Annotated in this window: 13 protein-coding genes and 1 other RNA gene; 6 read left to right on the top strand and 8 right to left on the bottom strand. The window is 43.7% G+C overall.

Features of this window, described 5'->3' with window-relative positions; genetic code table 11:
- Positions 1–318: 318 nt before the first annotated feature.
- On the top strand, positions 319–1,125 hold the full coding sequence (locus ACMXYV_RS10040) for a flagellin (RefSeq protein ID WP_415888363.1): 807 nt from the start codon (positions 319–321) through the stop codon (positions 1,123–1,125).
- A gap of 7 nt (positions 1,126–1,132) precedes the next feature.
- On the opposite strand, the gene ACMXYV_RS10045 is transcribed toward ACMXYV_RS10040, so the two are convergent.
- The 3 genes from ACMXYV_RS10045 to ACMXYV_RS10055 all read right to left on the bottom strand — a co-directional run bounded on the left by ACMXYV_RS10045 (position 1,133) and on the right by ACMXYV_RS10055 (position 4,748).
- Positions 1,133–1,534 carry an Hpt domain-containing protein gene (locus ACMXYV_RS10045; protein WP_415888364.1) on the bottom strand — a complete coding sequence of 134 codons (402 nt, stop codon included), beginning with the start codon at positions 1,532–1,534 and terminating at the stop codon, positions 1,133–1,135.
- Between the two features lie 145 nt (positions 1,535–1,679).
- Positions 1,680–3,638 (bottom strand): methyl-accepting chemotaxis protein, encoded by a 1,959-nt coding sequence (locus tag ACMXYV_RS10050; protein ID WP_415888365.1) that lies wholly within the window; start codon positions 3,636–3,638, stop codon positions 1,680–1,682.
- Positions 3,639–3,905: 267 nt separating this feature from the next.
- Positions 3,906–4,748: a LysR family transcriptional regulator gene (locus ACMXYV_RS10055; protein ID WP_415888366.1), complete on the bottom strand. Its 843-nt coding sequence runs from the start codon at positions 4,746–4,748 to the stop codon at positions 3,906–3,908.
- Between the two features lie 65 nt (positions 4,749–4,813).
- Here ACMXYV_RS10055 and ACMXYV_RS10060 point away from each other — a divergent pair, with 65 nt between their 5' ends.
- Together ACMXYV_RS10060 and ACMXYV_RS10065 are read left to right on the top strand one after the other, a co-directional pair.
- Positions 4,814–6,064 carry a YbfB/YjiJ family MFS transporter gene (locus ACMXYV_RS10060; protein WP_415888367.1) on the top strand — a complete coding sequence of 417 codons (1,251 nt, stop codon included), beginning with the start codon at positions 4,814–4,816 and terminating at the stop codon, positions 6,062–6,064.
- 517 nt (positions 6,065–6,581) lie between these two features.
- Positions 6,582–6,920: a hypothetical protein gene (locus ACMXYV_RS10065; protein WP_415888368.1), complete on the top strand. Its 339-nt coding sequence runs from the start codon at positions 6,582–6,584 to the stop codon at positions 6,918–6,920.
- Between the two features lie 168 nt (positions 6,921–7,088).
- On the opposite strand, the gene ffs is transcribed toward ACMXYV_RS10065, so the two are convergent.
- Positions 7,089–7,185: signal recognition particle sRNA small type (gene ffs, locus ACMXYV_RS10070), an RNA gene on the bottom strand.
- 357 nt (positions 7,186–7,542) lie between these two features.
- On the opposite strand from ffs, the gene ACMXYV_RS10075 reads away from it, so the two are divergent.
- Positions 7,543–8,769, top strand: coding sequence for an EAL and HDOD domain-containing protein (locus tag ACMXYV_RS10075; protein WP_415888369.1), 1,227 nt, complete (start codon positions 7,543–7,545; stop codon positions 8,767–8,769).
- Here the strand turns inward: ACMXYV_RS10075 and ACMXYV_RS10080 are convergent.
- Positions 8,764–9,681: a LysR family transcriptional regulator gene (locus ACMXYV_RS10080; protein ID WP_415888370.1), complete on the bottom strand. Its 918-nt coding sequence runs from the start codon at positions 9,679–9,681 to the stop codon at positions 8,764–8,766. The two genes, ACMXYV_RS10075 and ACMXYV_RS10080, sit on opposite strands and share 6 nt — an antisense overlap.
- Positions 9,682–9,854: 173 nt before the next feature.
- Between ACMXYV_RS10080 and ACMXYV_RS10085 the strand changes: the two genes are divergently transcribed.
- Together ACMXYV_RS10085 and ACMXYV_RS10090 are read left to right on the top strand one after the other, a co-directional pair.
- Complete coding sequence (locus tag ACMXYV_RS10085; RefSeq protein ID WP_415888371.1) at positions 9,855–10,421, top strand: cytochrome b; 567 nt, start codon at positions 9,855–9,857, stop codon at positions 10,419–10,421.
- The gene (locus ACMXYV_RS10090; RefSeq protein ID WP_415888372.1) at positions 10,421–10,996 is read left to right on the top strand and encodes a YceI family protein; all 576 of its coding nucleotides are present in this window, start codon (positions 10,421–10,423) and stop codon (positions 10,994–10,996) included. The genes ACMXYV_RS10085 and ACMXYV_RS10090 overlap by 1 nt, the downstream gene beginning before the upstream one ends.
- 63 nt (positions 10,997–11,059) lie before the next feature.
- Here the strand turns inward: ACMXYV_RS10090 and ACMXYV_RS10095 are convergent, their stop codons facing one another.
- The 3 genes from ACMXYV_RS10095 to ACMXYV_RS10105 all read right to left on the bottom strand — a co-directional run bounded on the left by ACMXYV_RS10095 (position 11,060) and on the right by ACMXYV_RS10105 (position 18,877).
- Positions 11,060–11,539 (bottom strand): DUF411 domain-containing protein, encoded by a 480-nt coding sequence (locus tag ACMXYV_RS10095; protein ID WP_415888373.1) that lies wholly within the window; start codon positions 11,537–11,539, stop codon positions 11,060–11,062.
- Positions 11,540–11,614: 75 nt separating this feature from the next.
- On the bottom strand, positions 11,615–13,954 hold the full coding sequence (gene pbpC / locus ACMXYV_RS10100; RefSeq protein WP_415888374.1) for a penicillin-binding protein 1C: 2,340 nt from the start codon (positions 13,952–13,954) through the stop codon (positions 11,615–11,617).
- Positions 13,955–14,017: 63 nt separating this feature from the next.
- Entirely contained in the window at positions 14,018–18,877 is a 4,860-nt protein-coding gene (locus tag ACMXYV_RS10105; RefSeq protein ID WP_415888375.1) for an alpha-2-macroglobulin family protein, read from the bottom strand.
- Between the last annotated feature and the right edge of the window lie 23 nt (positions 18,878–18,900).

Below are 18,900 nucleotides of genomic sequence, written 5' to 3' on the forward strand. Positions count from 1 at the left end.
CATTTCTTAGATTTACCTTTTTTCACCGATAACAAATATACGTGGTCATAAAGGTGTAAATGTCCCTGATTAATTAATGGACACTAAGGAACCATTGGCACCACAAATTTTTATACCTATTATTAGTTTTACTTTAGGGCTGCTTCTTTACCTAGAGTTTAAGAGTACAACGGTTTTGTACTCGTCCGTGTTTATTCCATTGCAAGATTTCAGGGCGCACATTTGTGCGCCCTTTTTTTATCCATTTCACGTGAACAGAAATCAACTCAAGTTCTATGAAAGAAGACTATACTGACTAAGTTAAGTCAGGAGAGTTTTATGCCTATTAATCCTACCGGTTTCTCGACCAGCCCTTCTTATCAATTCAATCAGATCCAGAACCGGATAAATGAAACGGAAGAACAGCTAGCTTCCGGTAAGCGAATCAATACTGCGGCAGTTGACCCTGCAGGCCTGCAGGTACTTATTGATTTTCAGACACAAATCAGGGGTAACAGTGCAGCCATTCGCAATAGTCTTGATGGCGTCTCCGCACTTCAGATTGCTGATGGTGGGGTAAATCAAGTCAATGATTCACTGCAACGTATTCGAGAACTATCCGTTCAAGCTCAAAATGGCATTCTCAACGATAGCGACCGTGCAGCCCTGCAAAGTGAAGCAGATGCCCTATTAAGTGGGATACAGGATACCCTTGGACAAAGTACTTTTAACGGCCAATCATTACTCGCCGAGGATGGCCAGCTTCGCCTACAAACAGGCCCTGGAACAGAAGACTCTCAAAACGTTACCACCTTCAATGTTAGTGATGAATTTGATGGTAATGGCCTGTTCTCTTTAGATATTAGCGACGCAGGTGCTCTGGATATTATCGATCAAAGTCAGTCGTTTTTAGCGACGGTATCGGGTGAAATTGGCGCAAACCAAAATAGATTAGATAGCACGATCAATAGACTTACCGAAACCAATATCAATGAAGCCTCAGCAGCTTCTGTAATTGGTGACACAGACTTTGCTCAAACAGCATCAGAACGTGCCAGCGCCCTTATCCAACAAGATGTGGGCATCGCACTTCAAGCGCAAGCCAATGCCAATCGAGGACTCGTACTCAATTTACTCGGATCGTAACAAGCAATTAAGTGAGTAAATTGGACTGAAGCACTGCGCTTTTAAACTCAGCTAAACTAGTATTCAAGCAATCCAAGAGCTGAGGCTCTAGAACACTCTCATTTTGCTTAGCTTTTTCTTCTACAAAACCGGCCAAAGCACCTAACCTTTCACCGCCTAACATACGAGACGAACCTTTTAGAGAATGCGCGACTTTTCTTAGTTGTATTTGATCGGCGTCATCAAGCGCCTGGCCGATCTCGTTAATCTCGCGCTGTGCACTTTCCCAGTAGAGATTAAAAACATTCTCTAGATATTTAGCATCTAGCTTTAGCGCAATTGCTGTAGCCTCATTGAAGGCAGCTAAAGACATTAACTGACTTAAAGACTCAGATACTGGCGCATTTGTTACGTTTGCTTGATCGACCACTGTTAACTCCCTGATACCCTTATAGATGGGCAAAAATCCATTCTTTGATAACAATAGCGAAAAACCTACATATTAAAAGGTTACTTTAGATTAGGTACAAAAAAGGGGTGATAAATCACCCCTTGGTCACGATTAAGCCTACAACTTAATTTACTTTGAAGCGCTGCACCATTTCCTGCATACGTGCCGCAACATCGCTTAGCGCGATACTGGAATTAGCTGTCTCATCAGCCGCTACACGGCTCTGTTCAGCAATCACACGTACATTACTCAAGCTCTGGCTAATTTCATCTGCAACAACACTTTGCTGTTCAGCAGAACTAGCAATCTGAGCGTTCACTTCATTCATCTGCTCAACTGTCATACTGATCTGATTCAACGCAGAATCTGCCTGATCAACCAGTTCAATACACTGATTAGCTTCTTGCGTGCCTTGATTAACCACATTCACCGTCAAGTTAGCACGGGCTTGTAGATCATCGATCAAATTGTGAATCATCTCTGTAGACTGTTGAGTACGTTGTGCAAGGGAGCGCACCTCGTCAGCAACAACGGCAAAACCTCGACCCTGCTCACCTGCTCGCGCTGCCTCAATCGCAGCATTCAAGGCAAGAAGGTTGGTCTGTTCTGCAATCTCACGAATCACATCAAGAATCGCATTGATATCACGAGTTTTCTGCTGCAGGTGTTGCACTTCCGAAGAGGTTTTATCCAAGCTCGAAGAAAGACGATTCATCCCCTCTGTCGCAATCTGCATTTTGTTACGGCCTTCCATCACTTGATGGTTAGCACTGTCCGCAGAAGATGCAGCACTAGATGCATTATCCGCGACATGCTGAGCCGTATACGCCATCTCAGTAACAGCAGAAGCAACTTGATCAGTCTCTTCCTGCTGCTGCATAGTCCCGGCACGCGCCTGTTCTGTCAGCGCGGCTAACTCTTCCGCCGACATGCTCATGTTGTAACCAGCTTGGTTGATCTCAGTGATCATCTGGCGGAATCTAATAGTTGTATGCCCTAAAGAACCCTGCAACTTCCCCACTTCATCTTTACGGCTTGTTTCAAGCACCTGGGTAAGGTCTCCTTCAGCCAAAGTATCCGCATAGCTCACCGCTTCTAGGATCGGACGTGTAATCATGCGTGTGATCCAAAGCGCAAAGAAAACGCCCAAAATAACCGCAATAACAGAGATCACGATTACAGACAGAAGGCCCTGATGATTGTGTGACTGAAGCATTGGCCCTAGAGAATCTTGATCAGCAATAACAGATAGCTTTACCTTTTCGACATTGCTCGCAACTTGGGGACCAATCACATCAAGATTACCGATCACTAGACTATTACGCAGGTCAATTGTCTTATGAATCTCCAAGGTTGCTGCCAGATATTTATCTCTTGCTTTGGCAAAACGATCTAACAACTGTATTTCATTATCGAGCAGGAACACCTTTTTCAGGCTTTCCAGATGCTTTGTTAGAGAGCCATCCAATTTATTGATCGATATCTGGAAATCTTCTTGATGGTTTTTTTCCATAAAGCGAACAAGATATAGCCTTGCTAACAGCAAATCTTCCTGCAGATTGGAGGCTAAAAATGCCAATTCAGGCTCGCCACGATTATTAGCAAACTTCCTTAATTGAGTAATACTGTCACGCATGACAGGGCCTTGCTGAGCAAGCGTGTTGTAGTACAACTCATCTTCAGTCTTAACTAATCGAACAACCTTCTGAAAAGTCGTTTTATACTCATCTAGTAGCGTTGCAGTTTCCATAATTAAACGGCTACGCTCTGGGTTATTAATTTCTTGCTTAGATTGCTCTAAAAACTGATTCATCAGCGCCATACGTTGTTCGTATTGCTCTAATGATTGATTGTCGTGGCTGATAAGAAAGTTTTTTACCGACATGCGCACTTTCAGCATATTCGCTTGTAAGCGCCCAGAAAGATTACTATCGCGCGCCAACTCACGGTACTGAACAAAGCCATCTTCCGCGTGATGTAAACCTTTAATACCTGTAAACGATGCCGCTACCAGCAATAACAAGATAAAACCGAAACTCAAACCGATCTTACTGCGTAAATTAAATCTGTTTAGCTTATTCATGTATTTGCACTTACTACATTAGGATTAAGGAATTAAATACAAAGGATAATCAATAGCAGGTGATAATATTTATCATTTAGAGGCTTTTCAATAATAATCGATCAAAAATTAAGATTATTTTCAGGCTGCTTAAGATCTATACATTTCGGAAGGGAAAACTGTGCAAATAACGTACAATTCAAACAATAACTCTAAAATGATTTCATTGTTATAAAGCCAGTGACTTACTCAAGATTTTTAATTCAAACGCAAAAGCCTATAACTATTTTATTGTTTGTATTCTGGAAACTGACCGACAAAGTTCAGAATACCCTGCTCGAGCGGATGGCCTTTTCGATAGATAACCGAGATCTCTATTCCTTGTTGTCCTTGAGTAACCGGCACTGATTTAAGCGCATTTTCATAACGGCTACCAGTCACCATATTTTCGCCGATAACGGTGTAACCCAATCCAGCGGCAATACATCCAAGAATGCCATCAGCACTACTCATTACCATCATCTCATCAGTGAATCTATCGCCTAATTCTTGCCAAGCTAAAGCACACTTCCTGTAACCACAGCCCTCTTCCCTGACAAACAGCACAGGCTCATATTCTTCATCTACAGGCGTGACAAGCACCAGCGACTCATGAACAACGGGCAAGATCCGCAGGTCCTCATGTTGCTTAGCATTCCCAACTAACGCGCAATCCAACTTATCGTTCAAAATAGCCAGCGCTAATCGGTCGCTTGTATCTGTATAAATTCTAGGAAGGATTTCTGGATGTTGACGCTTAAGTTGTTTCAGCGTCGTGGGTAGATGAACCGCAGCAAAAGTTTCGGGCATGCCTATACGCAGTTCGTAGTTCCCTTGGTTTTTTAAAATAGCAGTGGATGCTTGATACTCCAGCTGCAAAATCTGGGAAGCATATTTATATAAAAGCTGCCCTGATGTTGTAAGCTCAAGCTTTCTGCCTACCCGTGTGAATAATTTAGAACCAAGCTCGTCTTCTAACTTCTGAATTCTCGTAGTGATATTAGATTGCACAGTATTAAGCTTTTCAGAAGCACCTTTAATGCCTGCTTCATCGACAACAGCCTTAAACGTACGTAACGCTACAATCTCCATATAGTTCTCTTTTATTGAAGTTTTAATTCTAAAAGATTCACTTTTTAAGATTATCAGAAAGCGCTATGGTTGTTGAACATAAATACAATAAAACCAAAAAATCACTTATGAACACCACACTTACCAAAAGTCAGGTCTATTTTGCTGGCATCTGTAGCTTAGTTGTCACAGTGGGTGTCGCCCGCTTTTCCTACACACCTTTATTGCCCATCATGCAGGCAGAAGCAGGTCTTACTGAAACGGGAGGCGGCTGGCTCGCAACCGTTAACTACATTGGCTATATGATTGGTGTTCTAATAGCGGCAAACCTAAACAATCTTCATCACAAGTACTTGTTACAGAAGCTATATTTGGTACTCAGCGTGGTGACAAGCGCCGCAATGGTTATATCTACCGACCTGTATACATGGTCCTTAATGCGTTTAGTGGCGGGGATCTGTGCATCAGGCGGGCTAATCATCTCTTCAGGGCTAATCTTAAAATGGCTGGTCAACAATGGTCATAGGGGCGAGCTCGGTATCCACTTTTCTGGAATCGGGATGAGCATATTTGTCTCAGCTATCATCGTGGAAATGCTTTTACAATTCTCTGCCAACTGGCAACAACAATGGCTATTCTTTGCTGCCATTGCTGCTATCATCGCCGTACCGGCATGGTTATGGATACCTCATCCTAATAACCATTCTGATCACTCTCAGGCGGCACCTGTAGATAATCCACCTAGCAAAAAATTCACGCGTTTATTCTTACTAGCATACTTCTGTGCCGGTTATGGTTATGTGGTTAGCGCGACTTTTATCGTGGATATCATTGAAGGTCTCGAAGGCTTAGAGGGCCAAGGTGCCTTATCCTTTGTTTTGATAGGGCTTGCTGCGATTCCAGCTGTGGTTCTATGGGATAGAGTCGCACGCAAGTACGGTTATTTAAAAGCTCTTCTGGGTGCTTATAGCCTACAAATCATTGGCATAATGATCCCTACACAAAGCGATGCATTTCCATTAATTGCATTATCAGCAATATTGTTTGGAGGCACCTTTGTTGCCTGCGTTAGCCTCGTGCTGACTATGGCGGGCCACTTCTTCCCTAGCAACCCGTCTAAGTTCATGGGTAAGATGACTCTTGCTTATGGCTGCGCTCAAATCCTCGCGCCATTTCTGACCGGATTATTGGCCGAGAGCTTGGGGAACTACAACCTAGGTTTATATTTGTCTGCCATCGTGATGGTAGTAGGATCAGGCTTAATTCTGACGCTGATTAAGATCGGAGAACAACCAGAAAATGCTAATGGACCTCGTACTCTTAGAGTAAAAACATAGTCCAATAGAATAACCTTGCTTTGATCAGGGATAAAACTAAGCTAGAATTCAAATGACCGTTTGGATTTTTGGGAAGAACTAAGGACGTTCTAATCTCATGGAAGAAATAAAAGATATTTTATTACTCGTTGTGACAAGTTTCAGTGGCCTCGCTGGAATTATCTATTGTCCCTATATTTTCCTGATTACCTTCGGCATTCTTGTCTTTGTGCTTTATCGATTAAAGGCAAATACTGTCAAATGACTTAGCAAGTCTAGGGTAATATTCGTAACTGCTGAGCATATTTCCCCTTTCAAGCGCGAAGTATCAAAACCTGCCGAATCCACTTCAAATTAAAAGTAGTACCAGAACAATCCCAACCTCAAATCAAATCATCAGACCTTGATCAATTAGCACAAACTAATATTGCTTGCACTACACACTTCGAACAATTGATCAAAATATGAACGATCATTTAAAATTCAAACGCTCAATAACGTTTTAGAAACCTAAAACATTCTATTCACGGAAAAGAAAATGCTTAGACTAGTCAAGGATTTCATTGATTATCAATTTACTTACTTTTGGGTTGAATCTTCCGGCAAAAAAGCCCGTAGAATGAGTAAAAACCTCCCCACACTGGAACACGCAAGAGAATGGATTATTGATTATCACTATGGACAATATTCAGGAATAGAAAGAAGAGTAGCGAAACAAGACCGCCGCCAGAATTCAAACATAAAACTCAATCCAATTTTATGTAAAAGAAATACCACCAGCCCGGGAAGAAGAGTAACGGATAAACCGATCCACATTGATATAGATCTTTCAAAAAAGAAAATTAAAGCGCTTCAAGATAGCGCTTGTGAACAATGACAATATGTTAGTTACGTACGTGAAAAAGATTGCTGGATGACGAAGCTTGTCGAGGAATAACTGCTATTTTCGAGATAGAGTTAACAGATAAGGTAATCAGACTAGGGCGTCTAATAGATCTTAATTAGTAACTTGAAGATAGAGAGGATAAATATAAGTTGGTGATGACTCCACCAGCCACATTCCGGCACATGAATCCACCGCTGTGGCTGCTCCCTTCCGGGCCTGACCAGGTTCACGATTTATCATTGCGGAAGGACCAGCAGAGCCACCATAGCGGGCCTGAAGGGCCTTGCCTGAGCGAGATCACTCAAGACAGGCGCGCAGTATACCAGTGATTTTTTGAGATGCAAATGCAATTATTTAACTCTCTGTTTTTATAGAAATAAAATTCATATTCATACCCTAAATCAAGCTTGAGATACCAGATCACTCTTCCTCAGATTTCTCTTCATTCCCACCATCGTTAATTACGATCTAACCTATACTGAAACGACCACATAACAAAAACACTGATTAATTTGTTAAGGGTTTCTTAATGCCATGGCTTTTATAGTGGCTATGCTGTTAGAGTTAACCGATCTAGGATTTGTTGTATGAATAAACAACAGGATAAATGCACATGGAAGAACATTTAAACCAGCTAGGACTTGCCCGACTACCTATTTTTGACCGCGAACTTAATGTCGTAGCGTATGAGCTTTTGTATCAGTCGGAGCATGGCGAAGCCGTAGCCAAGTTCCTAAAAGGCGACCAAGAGTCCTGTAATGTCCTAATCAATAACTTCACCAGCATCTATGATTCAGGAACATTAAAATCCTTACCTGCTTTTCTGAATGTCACTGAAGGCTTTATTCGTACTGAAAGTCTACCAAGTCTATCGCGACACAATTTAGTTCTGGATGTTAAGCAGCAACCTAACATCACGCCTGAATTACTTGGTTCCCTGAAAAAATATGTGGATGCAGGCTATCGCTTAGTTTTAGATGATTTCACTTACAGTAGCGACTATGATGAACTGCTTAAACTCGCACATATGGTGCGAGTCGATATTCGTAAACATAGAGACGATGCGATAGTTTCCCACTTGGAAAGTATGCGTCCTTTCAAGGTGGTTTCTCTTGCAGAGAATGTTGAAACTCATGATGAGTATGAGCGATGCCATGCCCTAGGGTTTAGACTTTTCCAGGGTACATTCCTATCTAAGCCAACGCTTGTCGAAGGTAAAAAGTTAACGTCCAATCAGGCCATCGTAATTCACCTATTGGCAGCGCTTCAGGATCAAGATGTTACTCCTGCGGTACTAGCAGACATCTCATCTCGCGACCCACAACTGACCTTCAAGCTGTTACGTATCGTGAATTCTGCGCAATATAACCTACCTAATAAGATTGAGAGTTTAAGTCAGGCGATTATTGCCTTAGGCATGAACGAGATTAACAAGTGGGCCACCCTACTTGCCCTCTCTAGCAATGATGATAAACCGAGTGAATTGATCCGACAGATCTTAATTACAGCAAGAATGTGCGAATGCGTGGCATATCGAACAGAAGAGATCGATTCAGAGCTAGCCTTTATCACTGGCGTTATTTCGATGTTGGATGCGCTCCTGGAGATCGGTCAAGAATCATTGCTTGAGCAGTTATCGGTCTCTGATGAGATTGTCGAAGCGGTGACAAGTTACGAAGGCTCCGCAGGTCGTTTACTACAAGCAGTAAACTTTTACATGATCGGCCAATCAGCCTTTAAGCTACCGCCTCATATCCAAGAAGTTTACGCAGATGCTTATTATGATGCCCTAAGCTGGAGTAATGAGACCATGCAGCTTATGTCAGGCTCACATTTATAGATCAGGCTGAAAAATCGATAACAGCTGAGATCTCACCCAGCGGCACATTGGATCTTGATGAAAACGTTCATGCCAATAGAGGTAAAGCACTACCTCGGGTAGATCAAATTCAATAGGCAGCGGCCTAATAACTAAGCTGCTGCTTTTCACCAAATGCTGAGCCATTACTTCGGGCAGTGTAAAAATCAAGTCAGACCCCTGGCCAAACTCCGCAACCGACATAAAACTTGCTAACCTCAGCATCACCCTGCGACTCAAACCGAACTTTTCTAATTCAACATCCATCATCCCAGGCCCCTTCCCAGTAATAGAGACAAGACCATGGGAAGCCTGCGCGTAATCGTTCAGACTGATCGTGCTTTGGCAGGCTAAGGGGTTGGTTTGATCCATCACACATACATGACCTGTTCGCGCAATCGGAAAGCGCCTGAATTGATCCTGCCCAGAATCAGGGGATAGTCCCGTGATTGTAAAGTGCACTTCCCCTCTTGCAAGATATTCAAAATGCTCAGGCCTTTGAGAAACAATCTCTACCCGTAATTTCGGTGCCTTTTCACGCAGCATTCTTACCACATCAGGCATCAGCAGAATCAACTCTAGATCCAAGCCTGTTAGCTTAACCACACCCTCGGCCAGTTCTGGATTGAATTCCTCTGGCTGCATTATCGAAGCGACATCTTGTAACAATGGCTTTAACTGCTTTTCCAGATCAACAGCACGCGCACTCAGATCATAGCCATTTCCAGTTCTGACAAGGAGGGGATCATCTAGTGTTTGACGTAATCGCTGCAAAGCCCTACTCACAGCAGGCTGACTCATCTGCAAACGCTCAGCGGCTTTAGAAACATGGCGCTCAGCTAGCAACGCTTGTAATACGACAAGGAGATTTAGATCGACCGAACGTAAATTCATTTAGCGAATAACCGAAATATTAAATATGCATTAGACGCATTAATGATTAGCCATTAAAGTTTGAAAAGCAAATCCAAAAGGTGACGCTAACATCTTGTAAAGTTTCGTAAACTTAACTGCAGCACAATGCTATTTATGGTTGCATAGTTAAAATAATTTGAGGACAGAAGTAGATGCCATTTAACCGCAAAATATTGAATGATGATGACAGCTATGGGTGGGGCCCAATCCTACTTCATTGGTTCATTGCATTATCGGTTATTGGCCTTTATCCCCTCGGTTTATATATTGAAAGCTTAAGCTATTACGATCCCGAATACCGGACGGTGCCTATCTGGCATAAGAGTATCGGCATACTACTAGCAGGCTTATTGATTACACGCATCTCATGGCGTCTATTTAACCGTTCGCCAAAGGCACTGCCACAACCAAAGAAGATGGCCATTGCAGCAAAAGCCGCACATGTATTGCTCGAAGTTTTACTTCTACTTACCTTGTGTTCAGGCTACCTAATTTCTACCGCTGACGGTCGAGCTATAGAAGTTTTTACTTGGTTTAGTATTCCAGCACTACCCTTCGCAATGGAACAGCAGGAGGATATTGCAGGTGAGATTCACTTTTTGATAGCAACAACACTCATCGTGCTAGCAGCATTACATGCTTTCGCTGCGATAAAGCACCATTACATAGATAAAGACAAAACATTAAAGCGCATGCTAGCGCTACGCGAGGAACATTGATGAAATCTAAATTTATTAAAGGATTGGCGCTAGCCTCTCTAATCACTACATCCCCTCTTTATGCTGCGGATTACGTTATTGATACAAAAGGTGCGCACGCATCCATTCAATTCCGTATCAGCCATTTGGGCACTAGCTGGTTAACTGGTCGCTTCAACACATTCTCTGGTGAATTCAGCTACGATGCAGCGAACCCTGCTGCATCTAAAGTGAATGTTGATATTGATGTTAACTCGTTTGACTCTAACCACGCTGAGCGTGATAAGCATATCCGTGGCAATGAGTACCTTGACGTAGCTAAACACCCTAAAGCGTCTTTTGTTAGCTCTTCATACACTCCAAATGAAGATGGCAGCGGCGTAATGAAAGGTATGTTGACACTGTACGGAACAAGCAAAGAGATCTCTATCGACGTACAAAAAGTAGGTGAAGGTAAAGACCCTTGGGGCGGCTACCGTGCAGGCTTCGAAGGTACTACAGAGATCCAACCTAAAGATTTTGGTATGAACTACCAGTTAGGCCCTGCAGCTGAAACGGTATACCTAGAACTTCACATCGAAGGTATCCGTAAGTAATTTCGATTACATCTAAAAAAAGGCGAACACTATGGTTCGCCTTTTTTATTTCCACGGCTGGATTTAGTAATCCGCGTATTCCGAATAAACGCTAACTTCGTTAGCCTCTGAAACCGCATAGACTTTAAAATCATCTTTTCGTGCACCATCCATATCCATACCTGGGCCACCCGATGGCATACCCGGCACGGTTAACAAACGGATATTTTCGGTATTATCAGCCAATAATTTTTTAACATCTTGCGCTGGCACATGACCCTCAACCACCAAGCCATTTACAACACCAGTATGACAAGATGCGCCTTGGGCAGGTACACCCAAGCGTTGTTTGATCGGTGAAACATCATGCATCTCGATACTATTCACTTTGAAGTTGTGTTGCTCTAGGTGAGTAATCCACCCCTTGCAGCAACCACAAGTAGGGCTATGGTAGACATCGATCTCATAGCTTTGTTCAGTTTTACCCTCTTCCCAATAAGGGTCTGCTGCGAAAACAGGCATACATAAAACAGCGGAAACGAAACCAATAATTAACTTTTTCATTCAACAGCCTCTAGAGTTAGTCTCTATATTTTATCGAGTGCTTAAATGAAGAGCCATACGATTTTATTCAAGTCGTTATAGGACGCTAAACTCAATCTGCACGCTCGATCCGGAGATACTTTGAACATAAAGCTGATATGTTTGGCTTCCTTGCAGTGTCAGTGTCTGTTTATTGCCCGCCCCTTCAAGCAACCTGCCATTGAGATACCAGTTAAGATTACCCTCACTCCCCTCGGCTCTAACATCCACGTCTATCACCTCCAACCCATTGGTGTGATACACCTGTTGATCGTTGATGCCATGCAATCTTAAAAGCGCACTGGTTTGCAAGATGGTTTTACACTTGCTATCAAAAGGAGGAATGCGAACATTCCTTCGCCATTGTTTAGAGATCCAAGGCTCCATTGCCACAGGCCAGACAAAATCTGACTGGCTTTTCATAGAACCTATATCACATTCCCTTGTCACCCTTAATCCTGATTGTTGATCCACTAGATAATTATATTGCGGGCTATAAAATCGGCTTTGTTTTGAAAATTCCGGATCTAAAGTGCGCGGGGTATTTTGAGTAATCGTAAATGCAGTTCTAACTTGATCGCATGCCTGATCACCTGACATCACAACCCTGCCATCAGGCCAGCAGATTAACTGCTCCACAATACCCTCGGGTTTTGTAATCGTATCAGTTTCGGGCTCCAGCAATTGATAAAGCTGAAACAATAAAGGGCCCGCCAAAACACGGCCCATAGTTCTCTCCATAGGCGAACCATCGGGTTTACCAAGCCAGACCCCTAGCGTATATCTTTTCGACACACCCACTGCCCATACATCACGATAATCCCAACTGGTGCCAGTCTTCCAACCAATTCTGGGAAGATGCGCCCGCGAATAGCCGTCAATAAATTGATCGGGCGGATCTATATCTGCAAGGGCATTCCAAGTAATCCATGCGGCGTCTGGACTCATCAATTGCCGCGTTGGTTGCCCTGATTCATTAACACTAGCAGCTTCTTCAAATCCACCAGCGATAGAATACTTTAATGGCGCAACACTGCCTGAATTAGCAAAACTCGAGTAGAGCGTCACTAAATGCTCTAAAGAACTACCAGCACCACCTAAGATAATTGCGGGATTAGCGCGCCCACCGGGAATTTTCAGGGGAACACCAACATGATCGAGTTTGTTAGCAAAACGCTGAGAATCGTAATGCTGTATCAATTGAACAAATGGCAAATTAAGTGAGCGTTGTAATGCGGAGGATGCTGATACAGGCCCCGAGAACCCTTGGCTGAAATTACCCGGTCGGTATTGCCCTGTCACTATAGGCACATCAGCTAATAGGGACTCACTATGAATAAGACTGTCATCCAGCGCCAATCCATATAAAAAGGGCTTTAAAGTTGAGCCGGGAGAACGCATCGCTGTAACCATGTCGACATGACCAAAACGCTGTGCATTTAGAAAATCTGCCGACCCTACATAGGACACAACCTGACGGTTTTGATTATCAACCAACAAGGCCGCCGCCGATATACCTTTAGCCTGCCGGGCTACATAACGCTTTATTTGGTCAGAGAAATTCTGCTGGATACCGCTATCAATCGTTGAACGTATAACCTTTTTTTCTGCTTCTGACTGCTTCAAGCGACGACTCAAAATTGGCGCGAGCATCGGATTTGATAGAGGCCAAACTTCTATATTTTCTTGCTTCGCCCGGGTGACACTTTCTTCACTCCAGACTTGAAAGCTAAGCAAACGATCCAATACTTTATCTCGATATTGCTGTGCTAGTTTTGGATGCCTATCCGGCCTCAAACGTGAAGGCGCCTGAGGTAAAACAGCTAACAGAGCGGCTTCAGAAAATCGTAGTTGCGACGCTGGTTTTTGCAGATATTGTAAACTAGCAGCTTGCACCCCTTCGATGGTTCCACCAAAGGGTGCAGTATTTAGATATAAGGTTAGGATTTGATCTTTAGACAGATGCCATTCCAGCTGCAATGCTCTTAAGATCTGCTGCAATTTACCACTAACACTGCGCTGGCTCGGATAGTGCAAGCGCGCCACTTGCATGGTCAGCGTAGAACCACCAGAGATAATTCTGCCCTCTGCGATCCACTGCCAACTTGCACGGAGCAAGCTAAATGGATTGACGCCGGGGTGTTGGTAAAAATACCGATCTTCGTAAGTAAGTAGCGCTTCAATATAACGAGGCGATACTTGATCAATAGAAACGGGGTAACGCCATACGCCATTGTGATCAGCGAAGATTCGCAAGGGTTCACCATGACGGTCGAGAACAACCGTAGCGGCCCCTGCTTCAGAATTATCATGTAAAGGGAATGCACGATCTGCTATCCATAGACCTGCCGCAATAAGACAAAGCAAACAACAGGTATATTTAATTACAGATCGCATCTTTCCTCACATCAAACGCTTAAGGTGTACACGTTGAAGGTACACCCGCTCAAGGTAAACTTTTTAAGGAATAACGGTTAAGTACTCAATACTATTAGCCACACCCCGGTGGGACGGTTTGTACATAGACTCAGCCTGTACAGGTGGTACTAAGTAATGTCCTGGCGTTACTGCCCGGCTTAAGAAATAAACCACCTGCTCGCGTTTTTCTGGAATATCAACGGCGGCAACATAACGGTCATCTTGAAATGCCTGATAGGAGATCATTGCCCGCTGAGATACAGTCTCACCGTCAATACGAATATCCTTTAACTTAAGCGCATGCTGAAGATTCTGATTTTCCAGCTCTACCCCAGCAGGTAGCAAGCTCACCAATAAACCGTCAGGCACACGCTTTTCGCTATAAAGTCTCACACGTGTTAACAGTAGATCGCCTGTTTTTAATACCTGATTCTTCTTCAGTAATTGCGCATTACCATCCAAGACCCGGAACTGATCTATATCTAAATTGATCCCTTCATTCACATGTTTAGGCATCTGTTTAGGGATACCCGTCCAATGGAAACTTGCATAAGCAGGTTTGTCTTTTGTATTGGTAAACGCAGTAGATGCTAGTTCTGAACTATCTAGATTACGACCTAGCTCGGTCGTAGCTTCCAGCAACGTCTCAATTTCACCTTGAAGTAATTTCCCCTGCCATTCTCCCTCTTTATCCATTTGATTAAGCGCATTCGACAAGTGCAGTAAGGCTGCCTTTTCCTGTGTACTCAACCAACGCTGCTGCTTCAAAAGAACAAGTAGGTCGGGGATCTGTTGCAAGGCGACTTTGTGTATTGAGCGTGCATTAGGCAGTTCCAGAATGGTATGAATCGCCATCGCTTTATCGCGAATAACCGAGCCATAATCCCCTAGATAACCCTCTGCCCTCTCTGTTAACAGAGCCTGTTGCACTATGGCTGCACCTTCTTGCAGGCTACCGGTTTCAATAATCGCTAATCCTAAGTGCACCCCCGGCAGCACACCACGAGAGTCGTTAAGTTGCTGCTCTGCAAGATCGCGTAATGGTCCTAAGGTCACTTCACCTTGCTTAGCCAAAACATAAGCAGCATAAGCTTTGTAGGATATTTCATAATGGGAAGGAATATCTGACCAAGTTCTAACCGAAATCGCTTTACGGTTATGTACATAAGAGCGTAGGCGACCTACAGAATTAGTCAGCATGGCATTAGGTACAGCAAAACCTGAACGATCTAAATGCAGCAAGAAGTCCGTCGCATAAGCAGTTAACCAATGCTCTTCTGGCGAGAATTTATCCCATAGGCCAAAACCACCATTGCCTAACTGCAACTCGCTGTAACGACTGATCGCAGCATTAATACCATTTTCAAATTGAGAATTAGTGACAGAACGCGTGTAAGCCGGAGCTTTCTCACCTGCCAATAACAACGCCAAAGGTTGCGACTTACTGGTAGTTTGTTCTAAACAACCGTATGGGTAACTCATCAGGGTTTTAAAATGCTGCTGAGCATTCAGGTCCGGCGTATTCGCTACACGTAACTGCGATTGCAGTTTGCTGAGATCTTGAATAGACCCGATAGGGAATTGAATGCTTTCCCCTGCTGCCAATACACGCATAGTCGAGCCATAAACGGCAGGATACGCCGATCGTACACCTAGTACCCACTCACGATTTAACTGAACATCACCGAAAGTAATCTCGGCACTGATGAACCCTTCACCCAACTCAACTGCATCAGCGATCAAAGGCAATACCTGTTTCTCGCCTTTATTCAACGACAGCTCAAAGCTATCTTGCCTTAAACTCACAGCGCCCTGATGAGTTAATTTCACAGATACATTTTGAGCATCATCAGACACATTGGCTAAATCCAACGCCATGGTTGTGTTATCACCGATAGCTAAGAATCGAGGCATGGACAACTGAGCCACTACAGGAGACGCAACTTTGGTTGTTTCACTCTCTAAACCAAATTTATTGTCAGACATCGCCAACGCAGTTAACGTCAGCTCGCCATCAAATGCTGGCAAATCAAGTTCAACCGTCGCTTCTCCATTTTCTAAAGAGATTGGAGAGTGGTATAGGCTTAAAATCTCTACTTCAGTCGGAGGCACTTCGCCACCGCGTTCTAGCTCTCCATCACCACCCCAGCGAATCTGAGCGTCCTTATACATGTGAGGCTCAATTAAATCATTGTACATATCGCTGATTTTCGGGTTGTAAGCACGACGACCGTAGAAGAAGTTAAAAGGATCAGTTTGCTTATATCCCGTCACACTTAACACACCGCTATCGACTGCTGTTAGACTGATATAGTAATCACCTTGGACAGGCTTACCTGCTTTGTCAGTGACTTTAAGGGTTAAGTTAGCTTTGGTTTCTGGAAGTAGTGATTCAGCAACTTCAATAGTTACATCGAGTTCACGATCAACACGATCCAAAGGTAGATGAACAATACCGATACTACGCTTACTTACTTTATCTTTATGCTCGGTTGGCGCCACGACAAAGGCACTGATATAAACATCATGACGATTCAGATCAGCAGGTAGAGGTATTTCGACCTCAGCTTCACGATTGTCTAACAAAACTTCTTGGGAATGTAGAACCTGATCGGTTTCAAGAAGTACCACCGCTTTGCCTTCGGTTGGCGAAGCCAGTCTTACTTTAACTCTGTCTCCCGCTTGATATGACTCTTTATCTAACGCCAAGGTCACCAGATCGGGACGGATACGATCCGAAGCTGTTTGCCAGCTGTAATACCATGGCTCACCCGCTTGGAAGGTATAAACAGTTTTACTCTTACCAGAAATATCATCCAGCTCTAAACGGTATGGACCCCATTCGACTGGCATGGATAATTGCTGAGGCTGATCGGAAGCTAACTGAATAAATTCAGTCGCAACCGGGTATTCATTTTTCTCGATTTGATAGTGCCAACCGCGCTCAGGGGTATGACTCCAGAAATACTTCTCTTCTAATCGATAAAGCGTTGCTTTGACTTCTCCAGAGTTCAGTAGTTGGCCCTGTTTATCAGCTCTAACCAATTCAAAACTAACATTCTCATCTTTTCCAGATTGGTCATTTTCGAAAGAAGGCTTCACACCAACAAAACTATCTTTTGGCCATAAAAGTACTGAGCGAGAACGGTTAATTGCGCGACCGCCACTTTCAAACAAGCTATAACGCACATTAATGCGAGCCGGGCTTTCAAAAGACTGCGGGTTATATTGAGATAGATTAAATTCAGTTGAGGTCTCACCTGCATCATTCAGCTTTACGGCCGGTAGACTAAACTGTTGCCAATCCACTGTAGAGGGCACGCCAAACTTAAAACCCTTTAAGTTATCAAACGGTTCAGGCCACGCATTTAAAGTCACCTGCGTATCAAGACGGTTTCCAGCGGCAACCGCACCGTACAGGTATTCCCCTTTTACAGGTATTTTAATTTTATCGTTAAGATCAAAACTTAGCGGTGTCGCTGTCTGGTCAAATACCAAACGTAGGCGTTCTGGTAAAAAAGCTTCTACTTTAAAGTCATAATAAGTAGCACTTTTCTTACTTGCCGGGCTAAATACTTTAGCCTGCCAGCCACCCAAGATCGCATTACTTGGAAGATCATATCGGAACTCATAGTAACCTGGCTTTGAAGGTTCAATTAGCCAAGTGCCAGCTGTATCCGCATCGGGTTTAATCAGTTCTATTTTTAGAGGCCCTGTAAGTAAATTGCCGTCTTGATCACGCATAAGTGAACCAAAGACCAGTTCCTCACCGGGACGATAGATATCACGAGGAGCAAAGGTAAAGATTTCCACTTCTTTAGTCAGTCTGCCATGCACAGGATAATCGGATAGATCTAAAGAAGGCGCGTGGTATTTGAGAACGCTCACCTGTTGATTATGTTGCGCTATGATCAAGCGAGGGCTCTTTCGCTGCCACTTATTGTCAACTTGCCAGGTACCTTGTTCATCGGTTTCGCCCGTTGCGATCACTTTACTATTACGATCAAGGATATTAAGGGTTACCCCTTCAAGCAGATCCCCTGTTGCAGCATTTTGGGCGATATAGGTCGTACTTTTACCATAGTCTCTGGCTTGCAGGCCTATAGCTGAAACACTAAACCAGGTTGTTTGATAACTAAATCCACCGGGCTCTCGAACCGTTGCTAAATAAACACCGCCTTGATCAATATTCGGAACAGAGGCAACAGCAAATCCAGCTCGATTGCGCTTGTTTCTATCTTCGCCAACCTGAATACGCGCTGTGTAAACGTGATCGACTGAACTTGCCAGCGCATCTTCATCGAAATACCATCGATCGCCACTTTTCAGTGATTGATATTCATCAAAAAACTGAACGCTACTCTCCTGCTTTACCTGATAAATATTTATCTCAGCTTCCGGCACATTGACCGCAATCAGAGGCAAGGATTCCACCTTGCCTGGAATCATTACGGCACCATCCGTTTCGAACGCGACTAGCTTAGGTAAATCTCTAGCCTTTAACGATTTACTCACGCCTGTCTCAAGCACTACCCCTGTAGCGCTTTTTAGGCCCTGTTTAATTTGAATATCATATTTTTGAAGCGGCTCAGGCCCAACAAATCGAAGAGAACGCCCATCTTTACTGAGTACCGGCGTACCAAGATCTGGTGAAATCACCACATGACGTTCAAATTTTTGATCCGGATCTAATGGAGAGTTAAACAGGAGTGTCAGCGCATTGACATCACCATATTCACGTTCCGAGATATCGAGAACGCTTAAGGCTTCAGCAACGGCATTTTGGACCTTCTCGCTTGCCGCATCCTGTTTGGCCGCATTTGCAACGTCCTTATTATCATCACATCCCGCTATCAGCGCGCAGGTAACCAGTACAGATCCCAGCAATTTAGAACGTGACATTCAGTACTCCTTTACATTTTGTA

Origin of the sequence: Neptuniibacter sp. SY11_33 (assembly GCF_047778025.1) — a bacterium.
Lineage (GTDB): Bacteria > Pseudomonadota > Gammaproteobacteria > Pseudomonadales > Balneatricaceae > Neptuniibacter.